We start from the raw sequence: 17,915 nt of genomic DNA, 5'->3' as shown, positions 1-17,915 counted from the left end.
GCGGCGTCCGCCGCTGGCGATCCCAGGTTCCATCAGGTAGATACAAGGAGCAGGACCATGCAGCGCACCCCGACCAACGCCGCCGTGGCCGCACCCGGCCGCTGGCTGGTGCTGGCCATCGTCTCCAGCGCATTGCTGCTGATCGTGATCGACATGACGGTGCTGTACACGGCATTGCCGCGGCTCACTCACGACCTGGGCGTGTCGGCCTCGGCCAAGCTGTGGATCGTCAACATCTATGCCCTGGTCGTGTCCGGCCTGTTGCCGGGCATGGGCACGCTGGGCGACCGGCTCGGCCACAAGCGCCTGTTCATGGCCGGCCTGGCGGTCTTCGGCCTGGCCTCGCTGGCCGCCGCCTACTCGCCCTCCGCCGGCTGGCTGATCGCGGCGCGCACGCTGTTGGCGGTGGGCGCGGCGATGATGATGCCCGCCACGCTGTCCATCCTGCGACTCACCTTCACCGACGAGCGCGAGCGCGCCATCGCCATCGGCGTCTGGGCCTCGGTGGCGTCCGGCGGCGCGGCGTTCGGCCCCGTCCTGGGCGGCGTGCTGCTGGAGCATTTCTGGTGGGGCTCGGTGTTCCTCATCAACCTGCCCATCGTGCTGCTGGCGCTGCCGCTGGCCTGGCGGCTGGTGCCGGCCAGCCGGCCCGACCGCAGCCGGCCCTGGGACCTGGTGGGATCGTTGCAGATCATGGCCGGCCTGATCCTGTGCGCCTACGCCCTCAAGCAGCTGGGCATGGCCGCGCCGTCCTGGCTGCATGCCGGCCTGGCCTGCGCGGCGGGCGTGGCGATGCTGGTGGTGTTCGCGCGGCGCCAGCGCGCGCGGCCCTATCCGTTGATCGACTTCACGCTGTTCCGCAACCCCGTCTTCAGCTCGGCCGTGGCCACGGCGCTGTTCGCCGCCGCCGCGCTGCTGGGCATGGAACTGGTCTTCAGCCAGCGCCTGCAGCTGGTGCAGGGCATGTCGCCGATGCAGGCCGCGCTGTACATCCTGCCGCTGTCGCTGGCCGCCTTCGTGGCCGGCCCGCTGGCCGGCTGGATGCTGCCGCGCGTGGGCAGCCGGCGGATGCTGATTTCGTCGCTGCTGGTCTCGGGCGCCGGCATGGGCGGCTACCTGCTCAGCTACGACGCCGCGCTGATCCCGCAGATAGCCAGCCTGTGCGTGCTCGGCGCCGGCATCGGCGCCGCCATGACCGCCGCGTCCGGCACCATCATGCAGAGCGCGCCCGTGGAGCGCGCCGGCATGGCCGCCTCGGTCGATGAGGTGTCGTACGAGCTGGGCGGCGCGCTGGGCGTGACGCTGATGGGTTCCATCCTGTCCGGCGTGTACGCGCAGTCGCTGGACGTGCCGGTCGGCGTCGCCGCCTCGCCGGCGCGCGACAGCCTGGACGAAGCGCTGATCGTGGCCGATCAGCTGTCAGCCGAACTGGGCGGCGCCCTGGCGCAGCTGGCGCGCACCGCGTTCGACGCGGGCTATGCCGCCGTGCTGGCCAGCTGCACGGCGATGCTGCTGGGCGCGGCGGTCGTCGTGCTGCTGAACCGCCGGCGCGAGGCGGCCTGAAAGAGCCAGCCACCCGATGAACTCCGGACAGCCGGGTTCGCGCCTGGCGCTCAGGAATTTCCAGGCTCGCGCCCATCATCATCTTGACTGATAATCCATGCCATTCGCCCCCACACCTGGAACAGCCATGGTAGACATTTCACATGAAACCGTTGAACAGACTGAACGACGCCTGCGACGCGTGATCAGGGAGGCGCAACTGCGCATTTACCCCGACGCCTATGCCTTCGCGGAGTTTCCGCTGGATCAGTTTCCCGCGGCGCTGCGCCCCGATGCGCTTGCCTTGGTGCGAGACGATGAAGTCTGGAGCCAGCTTGTCCCCAGTACGGACCCACGGCAGGAACGATTCGGGCTCTTCCGGTTCCACTTCTCCGCCGGCGCGGACAACAGCGGCTTTGTGGGCTGGCTGGCTTCGCACCTCAAGCGTCGCTTCGGCACGGGCGTCTTTGTCACGTGCGGACAGAATCAAGCGAATGGCGGCATCTTCGATTATTGGGGCGTACCCGAAACGCTGGCGGAGCCGGTGTTCGCGGAGCTGAGGCAACTGGTCCAAGGCTTGGGCGCGGAGCATTAGGAGTCGCCGCGCGCGGGGACCGCCGCTGCCTTGCCCAAAATGAACAGTCGCTAGCGTGCCATTGCCGTCATTTGCCTCAACGCCCGCAAATCCAGCATCGCCGGCCCCGGCGCATCGATATCCACGATGCGCCGGCAGCGGCCGGCGAACGCGGCGCGGAAATGGTTCTTGGCCTTCACGCACAGCAGGCGGGTGCGCGCCAGGTCGATGCCATGCAGATCGAAAAAGGCCGGGTCGTTGCACGGCGCGACGTGCGTGGTGACGATGAGCTGCGCCGCGCCCACGGCCAGCACCACGGTCGGCCCGCAATGCACGGCCAGCCCCGTTTCCATCGGGCCGCTGTTGACGAAGACGCCGTCGGTGTAGCGCAGCACGCGCGCGCGCAGCGCCACCGGCTCGCCATACAGCGGCGTGCGCCGCCCGCCCAGGCGCAGGTCCAGCATGGCGCCCTCGCCCGCCGCGCGGGCGCATTCGACCACACCGGGATCGGCCAGACTGGCATAGACGCTGGGTTCCTCCAGGCCGGCGGCCAGCAAGGCCGCCAGCAGCGCGGGCGTGTCGCCAATGCCGCCGGACAGCGGGTTGTCCGCCGGGTCCGTCACCGCCACCAAGCCCGGTGTCCGCAGGGCCTGGCGGATGCCGTCGGCCGGCGCGATGAGCTCGGGCTCGAAGTCGGCGAAGCGCGCCTCATAGGCCGCGTAGATCTCATCCAGCGCCCGCGCCGCCGCCTCGCCGGTGTCCGCCCAGACCCATACCGACGCGCCGCTGTGCGCTGAATTGGCATAGGGAAAGCCGCCATGCAGCGCGATGTCACGCAGCGGGCCGACCGTGCGGGCGCGCGCCAGCGCCTGCAGATCCGCCATGGGCCCGGCGTCGGTGCGCATGTTGGCGCTTTGCAGCCACGCGCCGCCATTGCGGAACGCGGCGACGGGACGGATCCCGCCCTCGGCGATGGCGATCAGCTGCTCCAGGCAGCGCGCGGCCGTCTCGCGCATGTCGATGTGGGGATAGGTCCGGTAGCTGGCGCTGCACGACAGCAGCGGCGGCAAGGCCGGCGGGATATTGGCGTGCAGGTCGAAGCTGGCGCCGATCGGAACGCGCGGATGCTCGGCGCGTATGGCGCGCAGCAAGCTCAATTCCGGACTGTCGTCCGCGTCGGTGATGCAGGCGCCATGCAGGCTCAGGTAGATGGCGTCCCAATGCTGGCCGCGTAAATCGTCCAGCACCTCGTCCACGTATGCCTGGAAAAACGGCTGCGGCACGGGGCCGGCCGGCTGGGCCGAGGCGCAACGCGAAGCGCGGACCTCCCAGTCCGAGCGGCTGTCCTGGAAATCCGCGACAGCCGCCAGCTCGGTGGCCTTGCCGCGCGCGGCGTCCAGGCCCGCCTGGCCGCGCAGCCATTCGCGGCGCTCGAAATCCTCGCGGCCGGCCGGCTGCAGGCAAAAGGCGTTGCCTTCGTACCAGAACCGCGCCACCGCCAGCCGCTTGCGTTGCGTCATGTTCACTCCATCCGGATGTTGGCGCTGGCGATGAGCTGCTTGAACTTGCGCTGCTCGGCCGCGATGAAGGCCGCATAGGCCTGGCTGCCCGCGCCGTCCACGCGCGCCCCCAGCGCCTCGATGCGCTGGCGCAGCGCCGGGCGTTGCAAGGCCTGGCCGATGGCGCCTTCCAATCGCGCGACCTCCTTCGGCGGCAGGGACGCCGGGCCGACGATGCCGAACCAGGATTCGATCTCATAGCCCGGCAGCCGCGAGGCGATGGCCGGCACGTCCGGCAGCGCCGTGGCTGGCGTCGGCGAACTGACGCCCAGCGCCGTCACCTTGCCGGACTGGATATGCGCCAGCGCGGTCGGCAGGTTGTCGAACATCAGGTCGATCTGCCCGCCCAGCAGGTCGTTCATGGCGGGAGCCACGCCCTTGTACGGCACATGGGTCAGGTCGATGCCGGCGGCGGCCTTGAGCAGTTCGCCCGCCAGATGGCTGGTGCTGCCCACGCCCGCGCTGCCGTAGGTGATGCGGCCCGGCTCGGCCCGGGCGCGGTCTATCAGTTCACGCAAGGCGCGGATGCCGCTCTGGGCGCTGGCCATCAGCACGTTGGCCACGAAGGCCACGTTGTTGATCGCGGAGAAATCCTTTTCGGCGTTGTAGCCCGGCTTGGGATAGAGATACTGGTTCACCGCCAGCGGACCGGGCGTGGCCATCATGAGCGTCGCGCCGTCGCCGGCCGCGCGCGCCACTTCGGCGGCGCCGATGTTGCCGCCCGCCCCGCCCTTGTTCTCGACCAGCACGGGCTGGCCCAGGACCGCGCGCAGTTCCTCGGCCAGCAGGCGGGCCAGCACATCGGTCGTGCCCCCCGCCGCGAAGGGAACGACCAGACGGATCGGCGGCCGCTTGGCCGCGTCCTGCGCCCGCGACGCGGCGGGTCCGGCCAGGCCGGCGGCCGCCAGCGCCATGCAAAGACTGAAGCGGCGACGGGAAAGCGACGGCGCGGGCGCCAGGGTGGGAATCTGCTGTCGGGACACGATAAGCCTCGGAACGTGGTGAGGATGCGCCGGCCTCAGGCGCGGCCGGCGGCGCGGAATCCGGTCATGTTTTCCTGGCGCCCCGGCGCGGGCCCGGCGACGGGCCGCCGAAATAGGCGCTGGACGCGTCCAGCCGCCGCTCGAAGGCGTCGATGCGCTGTTGCGCGGCCTCGCCGCCGGCGGCGGCCAGCTTGGCCAGCAGCCGCTCGACCAGCGCCAGCGATCCCACCATCGAATGGAAATAGGACGGCGTGCCGGCATCGAACAGCAGCGCCTGCGTGGCGTGGGCCTGGATCGGCGCCAGCGGGCTGTCGGTCAGCGCCAGCACCGGCACGCCGGCCTGGCGGCAATCCCGCGCCGCTTCCAGCGTCTGGCGTCCGTAGGGATTCTGGGTGACGCAGACCAGCAGGTCCTCCGGCCCGGCGGCGTCGAGCTGGTCGGGATAGGTGCCGCCCAGTCCATGCACCAGCACGCCATTGCCGGCGATCATGCTGTACGCGTAGGCGAAGTGATAGCTGATGGCGAAGCAGGACCGCGTGCCCAGGAAATAGAGGCGCCGCGCCGCGCGCATGCGCTGCACGGCCCGCGCAATGTCCTTGGGCGCATTGGCCACCGTGGGCGAGCGCGCATTGTCCAGGTGCGTGCGCAGCAGCGCGTCATCGAACTGGCTGGCGGCTTCGCCTTGCAGGCGGCGCACGCGTTCCTTGTAGGCTGGCGCGCCATGGCCCAGCGCGTCCTGGAACACCTGCCGGAACGGACCGTAGCCTTCATAGCCCAGCGCCTGCGCCAGGCGCGCCATGCTGTTGGGCGACACGCCCGCCTGCGCGGCCTGCTGGCGCATCGACAGCAGGCCCGCGTCGCGCGGATTGCGCGCTACCCAGGCGGCGGCGCGCTGCAACTCGGCGCCCAGCGCGGGGACGTGGGCCTCGATCAAGGCCATCAGTTCCTGGATCTGCATCCTTATTTCTACACATTTGTACCTTAACGGTACAAATGTACCAGCGTGCGCGGCCTAGCGGCGCTGGGGAAAACGCCTAGGGCGCGGCGCGCGCCCCCGCGCGCCGCGCCCTCGCCCGCCGCCTCAGGCCAGGCTGCGGAACGCCTGGTCCATGTCGGCGATCAGGTCTTCCTCATGCTCCAGGCCGATGGAGACGCGGATCAGCCCTTCGGACACGCCGGCGGCGTCGCGCTCGGCCGCCGGCACGCCCGAGTGCGTGGTCGAGGCCGGATGGCAGACCAGCGATTCGGTGCCGCCCAGGCTCACCGCCGACTTGAACAGGCGCAGCGCGTTGATGAAGCGGAAGGCCTTGGCGCGGCCGCCGTCCAGCACGAAGGCGAAGGTCGAGCCCGCGCCGCTGCACTGGCGCCTGTACACATCCTGGTAGGCGGCGTCGGCGATCAGTTCCGGGTGGTAGATGCGGACCGGCTCGTGCGGATTGCCGGCCAGCCACTGCGCCACCTTGCCGGCGGTGCGCGCGGCCTGTTTCATGCGCAGCACCACCGTTTCCATCGAGCGCGTGATCATCCAGCAGGAATGCGGATCCAGCTGCGAGCCGAACGCGCTGCGGATCGCGCGCACCTTCTTGATCAGCTCCTTGCCGCCGGTGACGCCGCCGGCCACCAGGTCGCTGTGGCCGCCGACGTACTTGGTCAGCGAATACACGCACAGGTCCACGCCGTGCTCGGCCGGCTTCTGGAAGATGGGACCGAGCAGCGTGTTGTCGCACACCGAGATCGGGCGATAACCGTGGCGCGATTCGAAGGCGTCCAGCTCGGCCTTCATGGCGGCGAAGTCGACCAGCGAATTGGTGGGATTGGCCGGCGTCTCGACGAAGAACAGCTTCACCGGCCCCTGGGCCGCGGCCGCTTCCAGCGCCTCGCGCATGCTGGCCGCCGACAGGCAGTCGCGCACCGGATGCGAGGCGATGCCCCACTCGGGGAAGATCTTGGAAATCAGCGTCTCGGTGCCGCCATACAGCGGCACCGACTGCACCATCTGGTCGCCGGGCCGCAGGAAGGCCAGGAACACGGCGCTGATCGCCGACATGCCGCTGGAGGTCACGGCGGCCGCCTCGGAGCCGTCCAGCAGCGACAGGCGGTCCTCGACGATTTCCAGGTTGGGATGGTTGAAGCGGCTGTACACCAGGCCGGCCGACTCGCCTTGCGGCAGGGGCTTGCGGCCCGACACCAGATCAAAGAACTCGGCGCCGTCCTCGGCCGAGCGGAACGCGAAGGTGGACGTCAGGAACACCGGCGGCTTGACCGCGCCTTCGGACAGGAAGGGGTCGAAACCGTAGGACATCATCTGCGTCTCCGCGTGCAGGGGACGGCCGAAGATGTCTTTCTTGTGGTAGTTCGAATAGCTCATGCTGTGCCTCAGTATCGGATGGGACCGGCCTGCCGGGCGGGCGCGTATTGCTCGGAAAACGATAGCGCCGGCGGGCTCGGGGTGCACAGAAGTATGGGCGCGCGCGCCCGTAATATTCTTTCCATTTGAATTGCCATGAATGGATAATGAGAAAGACTCTTTCCTTTACGGCGATTTCAATGAAAGACACTGCCTTGTTACATCAACTTGACGCGATCGATTGGAAAATCATGAAAATCCTTCAAGAAGATGGGCGCCTGTCCAACGCCGAACTGGCCGAGCGCGTGTCGCTGTCGGCCTCGCCCTGCTGGAAGCGGCTAAAACGCCTGGAGTCGTCCGGCGTGATCCGCGGCTACCAGGCCGTGCTGGACCGACGCGCGCTGGGCATGGGCGTGGTGGCCTTCGTCAGCATCTCGCTGGAAAACCACACCGAGAAAACCTGCCAGGCCTTCGAGGCCAGCGTCCTCGCCATGCCCGAGGTCATGGCCTGCCACAACACCACGGGCCAGCATGACTACCTGCTGCACATCATGGCGCGCGACTTCGACTCCTATTCGGAATTCGTGCGCAACCGGCTGCGCACGCTGCCGGGCGTGAAAGAACTGCTGAGCACGCTGTCCATGCACGAGGTCAAGTCCTCGACCCGACTGCATCTCTGAGGGGCAATGTCATCTGGATGTAGCCAGCGCCGCCTAGAGTGTCGGTTCCGATTGAATCCCAAAGAGGACTCCTTTCATGAAATCGACTCTCCGCATCGCGGCGGCTGGCGCCTGCCTGTCCGCTCTGGCGCTCGCCGCCACGCCCGTCCGGGCAGCCTCCCCCACCGTCACCCTGTATGGCCTGATCGACACCGGCCTGCAATACGTCAGCAACGGCCCGGGCGGCCACAGCAAGACGGGCATCAGCACGGGCAACCTGAGCGGTTCGCGCTGGGGCCTGCGCGGCTCCGAGGACCTGGGCGGCGGCCTGTCCGCCATCTTCACGCTGGAAAACGGCTTCGACTCCAGCAACGGCCAGACCATGCAGGGCGACCGCCTGTTCGGTCGCCAGGCCTATGTGGGCCTGTCCAGCAAGGACTGGGGCCGCTTCACGCTGGGCCGCCACAACACGCTGATGATCGAATGGATGAGCAAGTACAACCCATTCGACAACGCCAACTTCTCGATCAAGCGCCCCGACCCCGCCTTCTCCGACCGCAGCGACAACACCGCGATGTACGTGGGCAAGTTCGGCCCGGTCTCGGTGGGCGCGTACTACAGCTTCGGCTGGAACAACGACCAGTCCTTCAGCGACCGCAGCCTGGGCCGCATGGTCGGCGGCGGCCTGCGCTACAAATCGGGCGGCCTGGACGCCGGGCTGCTGTACCACGGCAAGAACGCCGACAAGCCCAAGACCGGCGCCGACAGCGGCAACCGCGAAGACCGCGTGATCGCCGCGCTGTCCTATGACTTCGACGGCCTGCAGCTCTACGCCGGCTATCGCTGGCTCGAACAGAAGCTGGCGCGGCGCGACTACAAGAACAACATGACCTGGCTGGGCGCGACCTACCTGCCGCGCCAGGATACTCGCCTGTCGTTCGCCGCCTATCACCTGGATGACGCGGCCTGCGACGACATGAACAACGCCGTCTGCCCGGCCGCGCAGGCGGCCGGCTCCGGCCAGAAGTCCACCATGTTCGTGCTGGGCAGCGAGCATGACCTGTCCAAGCGCACCACGCTGTACGCGGTGGCCGCCTACGTGATCAACGACGACAAGGCCGCCCTCAGCCTGCTGGGCGGCAAGTACGGCGCCAACGTCGAACCAGGCAAGAACCAGTTCGGCCTGAACCTCGGCCTGCGGCACCGGTTTTGAACGCGCCCGCCCCTGAATCGGGCGGCGCGGCCATCGCCGTGCGCGGCCTGCGCCACGCCTATAACGGCCACACCGTGCTCGACGGCGTGGACCTGGACGTGCCGGCCGGCACGGTGCTGGCCCTGCTGGGCCCGTCGGGCTGCGGCAAGAGCACGCTGCTCAAGGCCCTGGCCGGGCTGCTGCGCCCGCAGTCCGGCAGCATCCGCATCGGCGGCCAGACCGCGTTCGACGGCCGCCGCCACGATCCACCCGAAGCGCGCGGCCTGGGCATGGTGTTCCAGGACTACGCACTATGGCCGCACATGAGCGTGGCGCAGAACGTCGGCTTTCCGCTGGAAATGCGCGGCGTGCCACGGCGCGAGCGGCCCGGGCGGGTGGCCGAGGCGCTGGCGCTGGTCGGGCTGGAAGCGCTGGCCGGGCGCCGCCCGTCCGAGCTGTCCGGCGGCCAGCAACAGCGCGTCGCGCTGGCCCGCGCCATCGTCGCCCGCCCGCGCCTGCTGCTGTTCGATGAGCCGCTGTCCAACCTGGACCGCGACCTGCGCGAGACGCTCTGCGCCGAGATCGGCGCGCTGCTGCGCCGCCTGGGCGCCACCGCCGTCTATGTGACCCACGACCACCAGGAAGCCCATGCGCTGGCGCACGTGATCGCATGCATGCAGCACGGCCAAATAGTGCCTACCCCCGAAGCGCTGCGCGCTTCCCCCTCCAGGGGGCGCCACTGCGGACCGGCGGAGCCGGATCCGCGTGGCCCCGCAGCGTAGCGCCCGTTGCAAGCGCTGCCAATCGCGCCCCACTACTACGGACGATTAGAATGAATCTCTTGAATTCCCCCAAACTTCTCGCATCGCTCTTCATGACCTTCACGCTCGGATTGGCCGCAGGACCGGCCAAGGCGCTCACCGTATACACCGCCGGCCCCGGCGGCCTGATCAAGCAGCTGGCCGCCGGCTTCCAGGAAAAGACCGGCATCAAGGTCGACGTGTTCCAGGCCACCACCGGCAAGGTCATGGCGCGACTCGAAGCCGAGGCCGCCAACCCCCGCGCCGACGTACTGATCTCGGCCTCGTGGGACACCGCCCAGGACCTGGACCAGCGCGGCTGGCTGCTGCCCTACGAAAGCCCCAACGCGACCCAGGTGCCGGCGCGCTTCAAGGCGCCGTCCTATGTGGCCCAGGGCATCTCGGCGCTGGGCATTGTCTGGAACACCAAGAGCGGCACGCCCGAGCCGCGCGACTGGGCCGACCTGACCGGCCCCGGCTTCAAGCAGGCGGTGACCATGCCCGACCCGGCGCTGTCCGGCGCCTCGCTGGACCTGCTGCTGGGCCTGCAGAACGCCCAGGGCGAGGCGGCGTGGAAGCTGTTCGAGACGCTGCGCGACAACGGCATGACCATTTCCGGCCCCAATGCGCAGGCGCTGACGCCGGTGCTGCAGGGCGCCAAGGCCGCCGTGTTCGGCGCGGTGGACTATGTGTCCTACGCCAGCGTCGAAAAGGGCGAGTCGGTGAAGGTGATCTTCCCGGCCGGCGGCACCGCCATCGCGCCGCGCCCCATGATGATCCTCAAGACCGCGCGCCAGCCCGACGAGGCGCGCAAGTTCGTCGACTACGTCTTGTCCGAGGAAGGCCAGCGCGCCGTGGCGGACGCCTGGCTGATGCCGGCGCGCCAGGACGTGGCGGCCAAGCGCCCGCTGTTCAAGGACCTGGCGCTGCTGCCCGAGGCCCAGGGCGCGTCCAGCGCGTCGCGCGCCGAGGTCCTCGCGCGCTTCGCCCGCATCTTTAGCCAATAGGGATTGCCCCCCCGAAGCGCTCCGCGCTTCCCCCAAGGGCGCGGCTGCGGCCCGGCAAAGCCGGCTCCGCGCCGCCCCGCTTGAGGGGGCATCGTCGGATGTCGTAATTCTGTACTCCCTTGCATGCTATGCGGGTGGGGTACCCGTGCAATAACAACCGAGCAATCATGAAGAGCGTATTCATCCTGGCGGCCGCCACCGTGGCCGCCCTGGGCGTGCTCGTCGCGCTGCCCGTGGCCTTCGTGGTCCTGCAGGCCGTGTTTCCGCGACTGGCCGAAGGCTCGCTGGGCGATCCCTTCGGCGCGTGGGGCGCGGTGCTGTCGCAGCCGGGCACGCTGGCGCTGGTCGGCGGCACGCTCAAGCTGGGCCTGTCCGTGGCGGCGGTCAGCGCCGCCATCGGCATCCCGCTGGGCGCGCTGCGCGGCCTGTTCCGCCTGCCGCTGGCGCGGCTGTGGGACCTGCTGTTCCTCATCCCCTTCCTGCTGCCGCCGTATATCGCGGCGCTGTCCTGGACCATGGCGCTGCAACCGCGCGGTTTCCTGCAACAGCTGGCGGGCTGGCACCTGGGTCCGCTGCTCTTCTCGCCCGCCGGCGTGGCGCTGGTGATGGGGCTGGCGATCTTTCCCGTGGTGTACTTCGCCGTGTCGCGCAGCATGGCGGCCTCGGGCTCCCGGCTGGCCGAGGCGGCGCGCGTGTTTGGCGCGGGGCCGTGGCGCGCCTTCTTCCGCGTCACGCTGCCGCTGTCGCTGCCGGCCATCGGCGCCAGCGTGCTGCTGGCCTTCACGCTGGCCATCGAGGAATACGGCGTGCCGGCGGCGCTGGGCGCGCAGTCCGGCGTCAGCGTGCTGACCACCGCCATCGAGCGCCGTCTGGCCGACTGGCCCATCGACCTGCCCGGCGCGGCGCTGCTGTCGCTGGTGCTGGTGGCCTTGGCGCTGACCGCTTTCGCGGTGCAGCGCGCGCTGCTTGCCGGGCGCGGTTTCGAGACCACCACCGGCAAGCCGGCGCCGCTGGCGCAGGCCGAGCTGGGCCCCTGGCGCCTGCCCGCGCTGCTGCTGTTCGCGCTGGTCGCGCTGGCGGCGGTGGCCGCGCCGCTGGCGTCCATGCTGGCGGCGGCGCTGACGCGCAACCTGTCCGGCGGACTGTCGCTCGCCAACCTGACGCTGGCCAATTTCGGCGCGCTGTTCCAGGCGCGCGGCGAGGCCTGGGACGCGCTGTCCACCAGCCTGTCGCTGGCGGCCGGCGCCGCGCTGCTGGCCGGCGCGGTCGGCCTGCTGGCGGCCTGGTGCGTGGCCGGCCGCCACGTGCCCGGCGCCCCCGCCATTGACGGACTGGCGCTGCTGCCGGCGGCGCTGCCCGGCGTGGTGGTGGGAGTGGGCCTGATCCTGGCCTGGAACCAGCCCTTCTGGCCGGCCACGCCCTACGGCACCTGGGGCATCCTGCTGCTGTCCTATACCTGCCTGCTGCTGCCCTATCCCGTGCGCTACGTCGGCGCGGCGCTGGCGCAGATCGGCCCCAACCTGGAAGCGGCGGCGCGCGTGCACGGCGCCAGCGCCGCGCGCGCCTTGCGGCGCATCGTGCTGCCGCTGGTGCTGCCGGCGCTGGCGGCGTCCATGCTGATGGTGTTCGCGGTGGCCTCGCGCGAGCTGGTCACGTCGCTGCTGCTGGCGCCGGCCGGCGTGCAGACGGTGTCGATCTATGTGTGGCGCCAGTTCGAACAGGGTTCGGTGGGCGAAGGCATGGCCATGGCGACGGTGGCCGTGGCGGCCAGCCTGACGCTGATGCTGGGCGCCAGCGCCATCAGGCGGCGCGGCGAGGATTAGGCTGCGCGCGCCGCCGACCCATGCCTGGAGACCGGCTACAGCGCGCCCTGCACCACGCGGTTGCGGCCCTGGCGCTTGGCCTGATAGAGGCCGCGGTCGGCCACCTGGATCAGGTCGGTGCAAGGCTGGTCTTCGCCGGGCAGCGCGGTGGCCGTGCCCACGCTGATCGTGAGCCAGGGGCCGCCGCCCGAGTCCTTCTGCGGGATCTGCATGGCTTCCACCGCGCGGCGCAGCTTCTCGGCCACCAGCCGCGCGCTGCCGGCCGGCGTGCCGGGCAGCACCAGGGCGAATTCCTCGCCGCCGAAGCGCGCCGCCAGGTCGGTCGAGCGGTCGCAGCTGGCGAAGATGGTGTTGGCCACACGCTTGAGCGCTTCGTCGCCGGCGATGTGGCCATAGGTGTCGTTGTAGGACTTGAAGTGGTCCACGTCGATCATCAACATGCTGATCTCGCGGCCGTCGCGGCGCGCCCGCTGCCATTCGGCGTTCAGGTATTCGTCGAAATAGCGGCGGTTGCCCAGCCCGGTCAGGCCGTCGGAATTGGTCAGGCGGCGCAGTTCCATATTGCTTTCCAGCAGCTGCTGCTGGCTCTGGCGCAGCGCCTGGTAGGCCTCGTCGCGCTGCACCAGCGCCAGGTAGGAGCGCGAGTGGTAGCGGATGCGCGCCACCAGCTCGATGGAATCGGGCAGCTTGACCAGGTAGTCATTGGCGCCGGAGGAGAAGGCCGCGCTCTTGATGGCCGGATCTTCCTTGGTGGAAAGCACGATGATGGGAATGTCGCGCGTCACAGGATGGTTGCGATATTCCTTGACCAGGCTCAGCCCGTCCACGCCCGGCAGCACCAGATCCTGCAGGATCACCGTGGGCCGGGTCTGGATGGCCACGGTCAGCGCCTTGTAGGGGTCCGAGCAATAGTGGAAGTCGATGTTGCCTTCCGTGGACAAGGCCCGCCTGATGGCTTCGGCGACCATGACCTGGTCGTCCACCAGCAGGACCATGGCGGCATGCGAATTCAGGTCGGCCGTGATCGGGCTGTCTATGGGAGGGTGCATGGTGCTTTCCTTGAATTACGTACTTTGTCTGGCTTGCATGCCGCTCAGGCAAAAACCTTGATCAGGCGCGGCGCGATTTGGTCCAACGGCCGGATCTCCACGGCGGCCTGCATGGCCGCGGCCGCCTTCGGCATGCCATAGACGGCGCTGGTGGCCTGGTCCTGGGCGATGGTCAGGCAGCCGCGCTCGCGCAACGCCTTCAGCCCCCGGGCCCCGTCTTGCCCCATGCCCGTCAACAACACCCCCACCGCCATACCGCGCCAGGCTCCGCCACGCTATGGAAAAATACATCAATGGATGGCCGGTACAAGCTTTCCTTGGGCTTCTCGGTGTAACGCAGGGTACCATCGGCCAGCATATGCAGATGGTCGTCGGTGCCGGCCAGCAACACCTGTCCGGCGGCCGGTTTTTCGCCCTCGCGCACCAGCCTGACGGGCAGCGGCACCTGATCGTTGAGCCAATCCGCCATGCCGGCGGCAAACGAGGCATCCACATGCTGGACCAGCACGATGCCAGCCGGAAAATCCAACGGAATATCGCGTAACAACTGTGCCAGGGTGGCGGGCCCGCCCGCCGAGGCGCCGATCACCAGCAGGCGCCGGGAATCCGGCTGTTCGCTGGGCCGGGCCACCGGCGTCAGCGTCGGCCGGCTCCCGTAGCGGCCGATCAGCCAGCCGATATTGCGGATCTTGCGCAGCAGCGGCGCCGCCGCGCCGCGCAGGTCGGCGCTGCCGACCACCGGCGTGTCGGCCGCGTCCAGCGCGCCGTAGCCCATGGCGTCGAACACCCGCGCCGTGTGGCGCGCCACGTCGACCGTGACCACCACGATGGCGCAGGGCGTCTCGGCCATGATGCGGCGGGTGGCCTCGACGCCATCCATGACCGGCATGATCAGGTCCATCAGCACGACGTCGGGACGGTCGCGGGCGCATTGCTCGACGGCTTCCTGGCCGTTGGACGCCACCCAGGCCACTTCCAGGCCAGGCTCCAGCGCGATCGCCCGGCGCAGGGTTTCGACCGCGATCTGCAAATCGTTGACGATCCCGATTCTCACGTCTGCGCCCTTCCGATGAGGTCCTCGACGGCATCCAGCAGCGCGTCGTCGTGGAAACTGCCCTTGGCCAGGTAATAATCCGCGCCCGCGTCCAGCCCCCGCCTGCGATCCTCTTCGCGGTCCTTGTAGGACACTACCATTACCGGCAGGCTTTGCAAACGCGGGTCAGCCTTGATACGGGAAACCAGTTCGATGCCGTCCATGCGCGGCATGTCCACGTCCGTGACCACCAGGTCGAAGGCATCGGAGCGCAGCATGTTCCAGCCATCCATGCCGTCCACCGCCACCGCCACCTCATAGCCCCGGTTGACCAGCAGCTTGCGCTCCAGCTCGCGCACGGTCAGCGAATCGTCGACCACCAGCACGCGCTTGCGCTTGCGCGCCTGGGCCACCTGGCCGCCGCCGTCCACCCGGGTCAGCCGGCCGCCCTCGATGAGCTTCTGCACCGACAGCAGCATGTCCTCGACATCCAGGATCAAGAGCGGCCGGCCGTCGTCCATCAGCGCCCCGGCCATCACATCCTGCACCTTGCCCAGGCGCGGATCCAGCGGCTGCACGACCACGGTGCGCTCGCCCACGTAGCTGTCCACGGCGATGCCGTACAGCCGTTCGTGGTCGCCCACCAGCACCACGCAGACCGATTCGGCGGCCGGCGCGGGCTCGCCAGAGCGCAATATCTGGCGCGCCGAAACCAGCCCGACCTGCCGGTCCATGAAGCGGAAATGCTGGTGCCCCTCGAGCTGCTCGATATCGGCCGCCGACACCTGCAGCGCGTGGCTGACGTAAGCCAGCGGGAACGCGTAGATCTCGTTCTGCACCTCGACCAGCAGGCTGCGCACGACCGACAGCGACAGCGGCATCTCCAGCACGAAACGCGTGCCCTGCCCGGTGTGTTGGTGCACCCGAACCGCGCCACGCAGCTGCCGCACCATGTTCTGGACTACGTCCAGCCCCACGCCGCGTCCGGAAATCTCGGTGACTTCGCCGCGCGTGCTGAAGCCGGACAGGAACAAGAACTCCAGCAGTTCGGCCTCGCTCAGGCGCGCGGCCGTCTCGGCGTTGGTCAGCTTGCGCTGCACCACCTCGACCCGCAGCCGGTCCAGCGAGATGCCGCCGCCGTCATCCGACAGCTCGATCAACAACATGCCGGCGGCATGCCGCGCGGACAGGCGGATCAGGCCTTCCGGCGGCTTGCCGGCCTCGATGCGGTCCATCGGCATCTCGATGCCATGGTCCACCGCATTGCGCAGCAGGTGCATCAACGGCGCGTCCAGCTTGTCCAGGATGTCGCGGTCGACCTGGGTGGATTCGCCCTCGACCTCCAGTCGCACCTGCTTGCCCAGCGAGCGTCCCAGGTCGCGCACCATGCGCGCCATGCCGCCCAGGCCATCGCCGAAGGGCCGCATGCGGCAGGCCAGCGCCGTGTCGTACAAGCGCTGCGCCAGATGCCCCATGCGCCAGCCGAACTCGTCGACCTCGGCCGTGCGTTCGGCCAGCTCGCGCTCGGACTGCTCGACGATGCGCTGGGCGTCGTCCAGCGCCGCCTGCACCCGCGCGTCGACCGTCTGGCCGGCCAGCGCCGCGCGCACGCCGTCCAGCGCCTGCCCGGCGCCCGCCTGCATGCGCCGCAGCCGCAGCATGGACGCGCTGAACGGCGCGATCCAGTGCGATTCGACCAGCGTCTCGCTGGACAGTCCCAGCAGCTTGTTCAAGGTATCGGCCGTGACGCGCAGCACGCGCTCGCCTTCGGCCAGCGCCTGGTCGCTCGACCGCCGCAGCGGCGCCGGCTCGGGCGGCGCTGGCGGTGGATCGCCCGGCCGCTGCAGCGGCGGCAGGAAGTCTGACGGCCGGGGCTCGCGCGGCGGCGCAGGCGATGCATCGGGCGGCAGGTTGGGCGCGTTGCTCAGGCGCTCGACCAGCTGGTCGATCTCCGCGCCCAGCTCGACGCCGGGCGTGGCCACGCGCTGCAGCAGATCCGTGCCCAGCAGCAGCGCGTCGATATCGCTGGCCTGCAGGCGCAGCCGGCCTTCCTGCGCCGCCACCAGGCAGTCTTCCATCGCGTGCGCGATGCGCACCGCCGGATGCAGGTCGACGATGCGCGCCGCCCCCTTGAGCGAATGCGCCGCGCGCATGCAGGCTTCCAGCTGCGCGGCCGAGGTCGGGTCGTGCTCCAGCGCCAGCAGGCCGTTGTTCAGCACCTGCACCTGGGTGCGGGTTTCCAGCTGGAACAGTTCCAGCAGGGACGCGTCTCGCATCTGGTCCGGGTTCACGCCAGACTCCGTTCCAAAGCCTGCATCAGCAGGGTTTCATCCAGGACGCCCACGCTGTGGCCGCCGCAGCGCGCCACCCCGCGCGAGTATTTCAGGCTGGCGCCCGCCACCGTGGCTGGCAAGGGTTCCAGCCGCTCCAGATCGACGGAATGAATGCCCTCGACCTCGTCCACCGGCAGCACCACGGCGCGGCCCGCGCCGCCGAAGATCAGCATGCGCGCGGCGCCGGCGCGCTCGCGCGGTTCGGGACCCGCCGCCTCCAACCCGAGCAGCCGCGCCAGCGACAGGCAGACTGTCAGCGTGCCGCGCACATTGGTCACGCCCAGCACCGCCGGGTCGCGCCGGTGCGGCAGCGGCAGGACGGGACGCGCGGCGGCCACCTCGTCCAGCGCCCGGGTCGGCAAGCCCAGCCATTCGCGGTGCAGACGGAATACCAGCAACGAGGCGCGCCGCAACGCGGGTTCGCCCGCCGTCGCGGCGGCGTCGCCGGCGGCATCGGCGCCCTCCAGCTCGACCTGCGGCGGCAGGCGGTCGAGGATGCGCCTGGCGGCGCTGGCGTACACCGGGCAATTGCGGCAGTGCACGTACTCGGGCAGTTTTGGACAGCTTTGGTCGCCGCGGATGCCGATGCGGTTCCAGCAGTCGTCCACGTCCGCCAGCGCGGCATGCAGTTCAGTCACGTCGGGCCTCCTGGCGCGCCGCGCGCGCCTGCAGCCTGCGCGCGCTCTCGTGGTCGCCTTCCGAGGCGACCAGCGCGGCCAGATGCAGCAGGGCTTCGCGATGATTGGGCTGCAGGTACAGGACCTTGCGGTAAGCGGCCTGCGCCTGGCGGGCATCGCCCGCCGCATCCTGCAGCAGGCCTTGCAGATAGAAGCCGTCGGCGCTCGCGCCATAGCGTTCCAGGTGCGCGCCGCAGCGCGCGATCGCGTCCTTCACGCGCCCCTGGTCCGCCAGCGCCTCGATCTGGCGCAGCGAGATTTCGGCCTCGGATTCCGATTTGGCCGCGACGGCTACGACCGGCGCGGCCGGCGGCGCCGCAGGGCGGGCCGGCTGGGG

At 69.8% G+C, this 17,915-nt stretch carries 14 protein-coding genes and 2 pseudogenes; 7 read left to right on the top strand and 9 right to left on the bottom strand.

Annotated elements, in window-relative coordinates:
- The first annotated feature begins 57 nt into the window (after positions 1 to 57).
- Both AC6LJ5_RS01770 and AC6LJ5_RS01765 read left to right on the top strand, forming a co-directional pair.
- A complete protein-coding gene (locus AC6LJ5_RS01770; RefSeq protein WP_498139679.1) occupies positions 58 to 1,563 on the top strand; it encodes an MFS transporter in 1,506 nt (501 codons plus the stop codon).
- 127 nt (positions 1,564 to 1,690) lie between these two features.
- Positions 1,691 to 2,137 carry a DUF6196 family protein gene (locus AC6LJ5_RS01765; protein WP_498139678.1) on the top strand — a complete coding sequence of 149 codons (447 nt, stop codon included), beginning with the start codon at positions 1,691 to 1,693 and terminating at the stop codon, positions 2,135 to 2,137.
- A gap of 50 nt (positions 2,138 to 2,187) precedes the next feature.
- On the opposite strand, the gene AC6LJ5_RS01760 is transcribed toward AC6LJ5_RS01765, so the two are convergent.
- The 4 genes from AC6LJ5_RS01760 to AC6LJ5_RS01745 form a co-directional block, all read right to left on the bottom strand.
- Positions 2,188 to 3,636, bottom strand: a complete 1,449-nt coding sequence (locus tag AC6LJ5_RS01760) for a M81 family metallopeptidase (RefSeq protein WP_498139677.1) — start codon at positions 3,634 to 3,636, stop codon at positions 2,188 to 2,190.
- Between the two features lie 2 nt (positions 3,637 to 3,638).
- The gene (locus tag AC6LJ5_RS01755) at positions 3,639 to 4,658 is read right to left on the bottom strand and encodes a Bug family tripartite tricarboxylate transporter substrate binding protein (RefSeq protein ID WP_498139676.1); all 1,020 of its coding nucleotides are present in this window, start codon (positions 4,656 to 4,658) and stop codon (positions 3,639 to 3,641) included.
- Between the two features lie 64 nt (positions 4,659 to 4,722).
- Complete coding sequence (locus AC6LJ5_RS01750) at positions 4,723 to 5,616, bottom strand: MurR/RpiR family transcriptional regulator (protein ID WP_103274765.1); 894 nt, start codon at positions 5,614 to 5,616, stop codon at positions 4,723 to 4,725.
- 123 nt (positions 5,617 to 5,739) lie between these two features.
- Positions 5,740 to 7,026 carry a cystathionine gamma-synthase family protein gene (locus tag AC6LJ5_RS01745; protein WP_498139675.1) on the bottom strand — a complete coding sequence of 429 codons (1,287 nt, stop codon included), beginning with the start codon at positions 7,024 to 7,026 and terminating at the stop codon, positions 5,740 to 5,742.
- A 179-nt stretch (positions 7,027 to 7,205) separates the two neighbouring features.
- Here AC6LJ5_RS01745 and AC6LJ5_RS01740 point away from each other — a divergent pair, with 179 nt between their 5' ends.
- From AC6LJ5_RS01740 to AC6LJ5_RS01720, 5 genes are all read left to right on the top strand, one after another.
- On the top strand, positions 7,206 to 7,685 hold the full coding sequence (locus AC6LJ5_RS01740; RefSeq protein ID WP_498139674.1) for an Lrp/AsnC family transcriptional regulator: 480 nt from the start codon (positions 7,206 to 7,208) through the stop codon (positions 7,683 to 7,685).
- 76 nt (positions 7,686 to 7,761) lie between these two features.
- A complete protein-coding gene (locus AC6LJ5_RS01735; RefSeq protein WP_103274768.1) occupies positions 7,762 to 8,877 on the top strand; it encodes a porin in 1,116 nt (371 codons plus the stop codon).
- On the top strand, positions 8,874 to 9,638 hold the full coding sequence (locus AC6LJ5_RS01730; protein WP_498139673.1) for an ABC transporter ATP-binding protein: 765 nt from the start codon (positions 8,874 to 8,876) through the stop codon (positions 9,636 to 9,638). The genes AC6LJ5_RS01735 and AC6LJ5_RS01730 overlap by 4 nt, the downstream gene beginning before the upstream one ends.
- Before the next feature lie 92 nt (positions 9,639 to 9,730).
- Positions 9,731 to 10,663: an ABC transporter substrate-binding protein gene (locus AC6LJ5_RS01725; protein ID WP_498139672.1), complete on the top strand. Its 933-nt coding sequence runs from the start codon at positions 9,731 to 9,733 to the stop codon at positions 10,661 to 10,663.
- A 167-nt stretch (positions 10,664 to 10,830) separates the two neighbouring features.
- Positions 10,831 to 12,486, top strand: a complete 1,656-nt coding sequence (locus AC6LJ5_RS01720; protein WP_498139671.1) for an ABC transporter permease — start codon at positions 10,831 to 10,833, stop codon at positions 12,484 to 12,486.
- A gap of 35 nt (positions 12,487 to 12,521) precedes the next feature.
- On the opposite strand, the gene AC6LJ5_RS01715 is transcribed toward AC6LJ5_RS01720, so the two are convergent.
- The 5 genes and pseudogenes from AC6LJ5_RS01715 to AC6LJ5_RS01695 form a co-directional block, all read right to left on the bottom strand.
- A complete protein-coding gene (locus AC6LJ5_RS01715; RefSeq protein WP_498139670.1) occupies positions 12,522 to 13,535 on the bottom strand; it encodes a diguanylate cyclase in 1,014 nt (337 codons plus the stop codon).
- Between the two features lie 44 nt (positions 13,536 to 13,579).
- Positions 13,580 to 14,589 (bottom strand): annotated as a pseudogene (locus AC6LJ5_RS01710) (chemotaxis response regulator protein-glutamate methylesterase).
- Positions 14,586 to 16,859, bottom strand: coding sequence for a hybrid sensor histidine kinase/response regulator (locus AC6LJ5_RS01705; protein WP_498139669.1), 2,274 nt, complete (start codon positions 16,857 to 16,859; stop codon positions 14,586 to 14,588). The pseudogene AC6LJ5_RS01710 and the gene AC6LJ5_RS01705 overlap by 4 nt, the downstream one beginning before the upstream one ends.
- Complete coding sequence (locus AC6LJ5_RS01700; RefSeq protein WP_233772463.1) at positions 16,856 to 17,539, bottom strand: chemotaxis protein CheW; 684 nt, start codon at positions 17,537 to 17,539, stop codon at positions 16,856 to 16,858. The genes AC6LJ5_RS01705 and AC6LJ5_RS01700 overlap by 4 nt, the downstream gene beginning before the upstream one ends.
- Positions 17,532 to 17,915: pseudogene (locus AC6LJ5_RS01695) on the bottom strand (CheR family methyltransferase); the annotation flags it as partial. The pseudogene AC6LJ5_RS01695 and the gene AC6LJ5_RS01700, both read right to left, overlap by 8 nt.

Source organism: Achromobacter sp. 1011791174, assembly GCF_059760925.1.
Note: the sequence above shows the minus strand (reverse complement) of the source record. Positions and strands in the feature narration are given on the sequence as shown.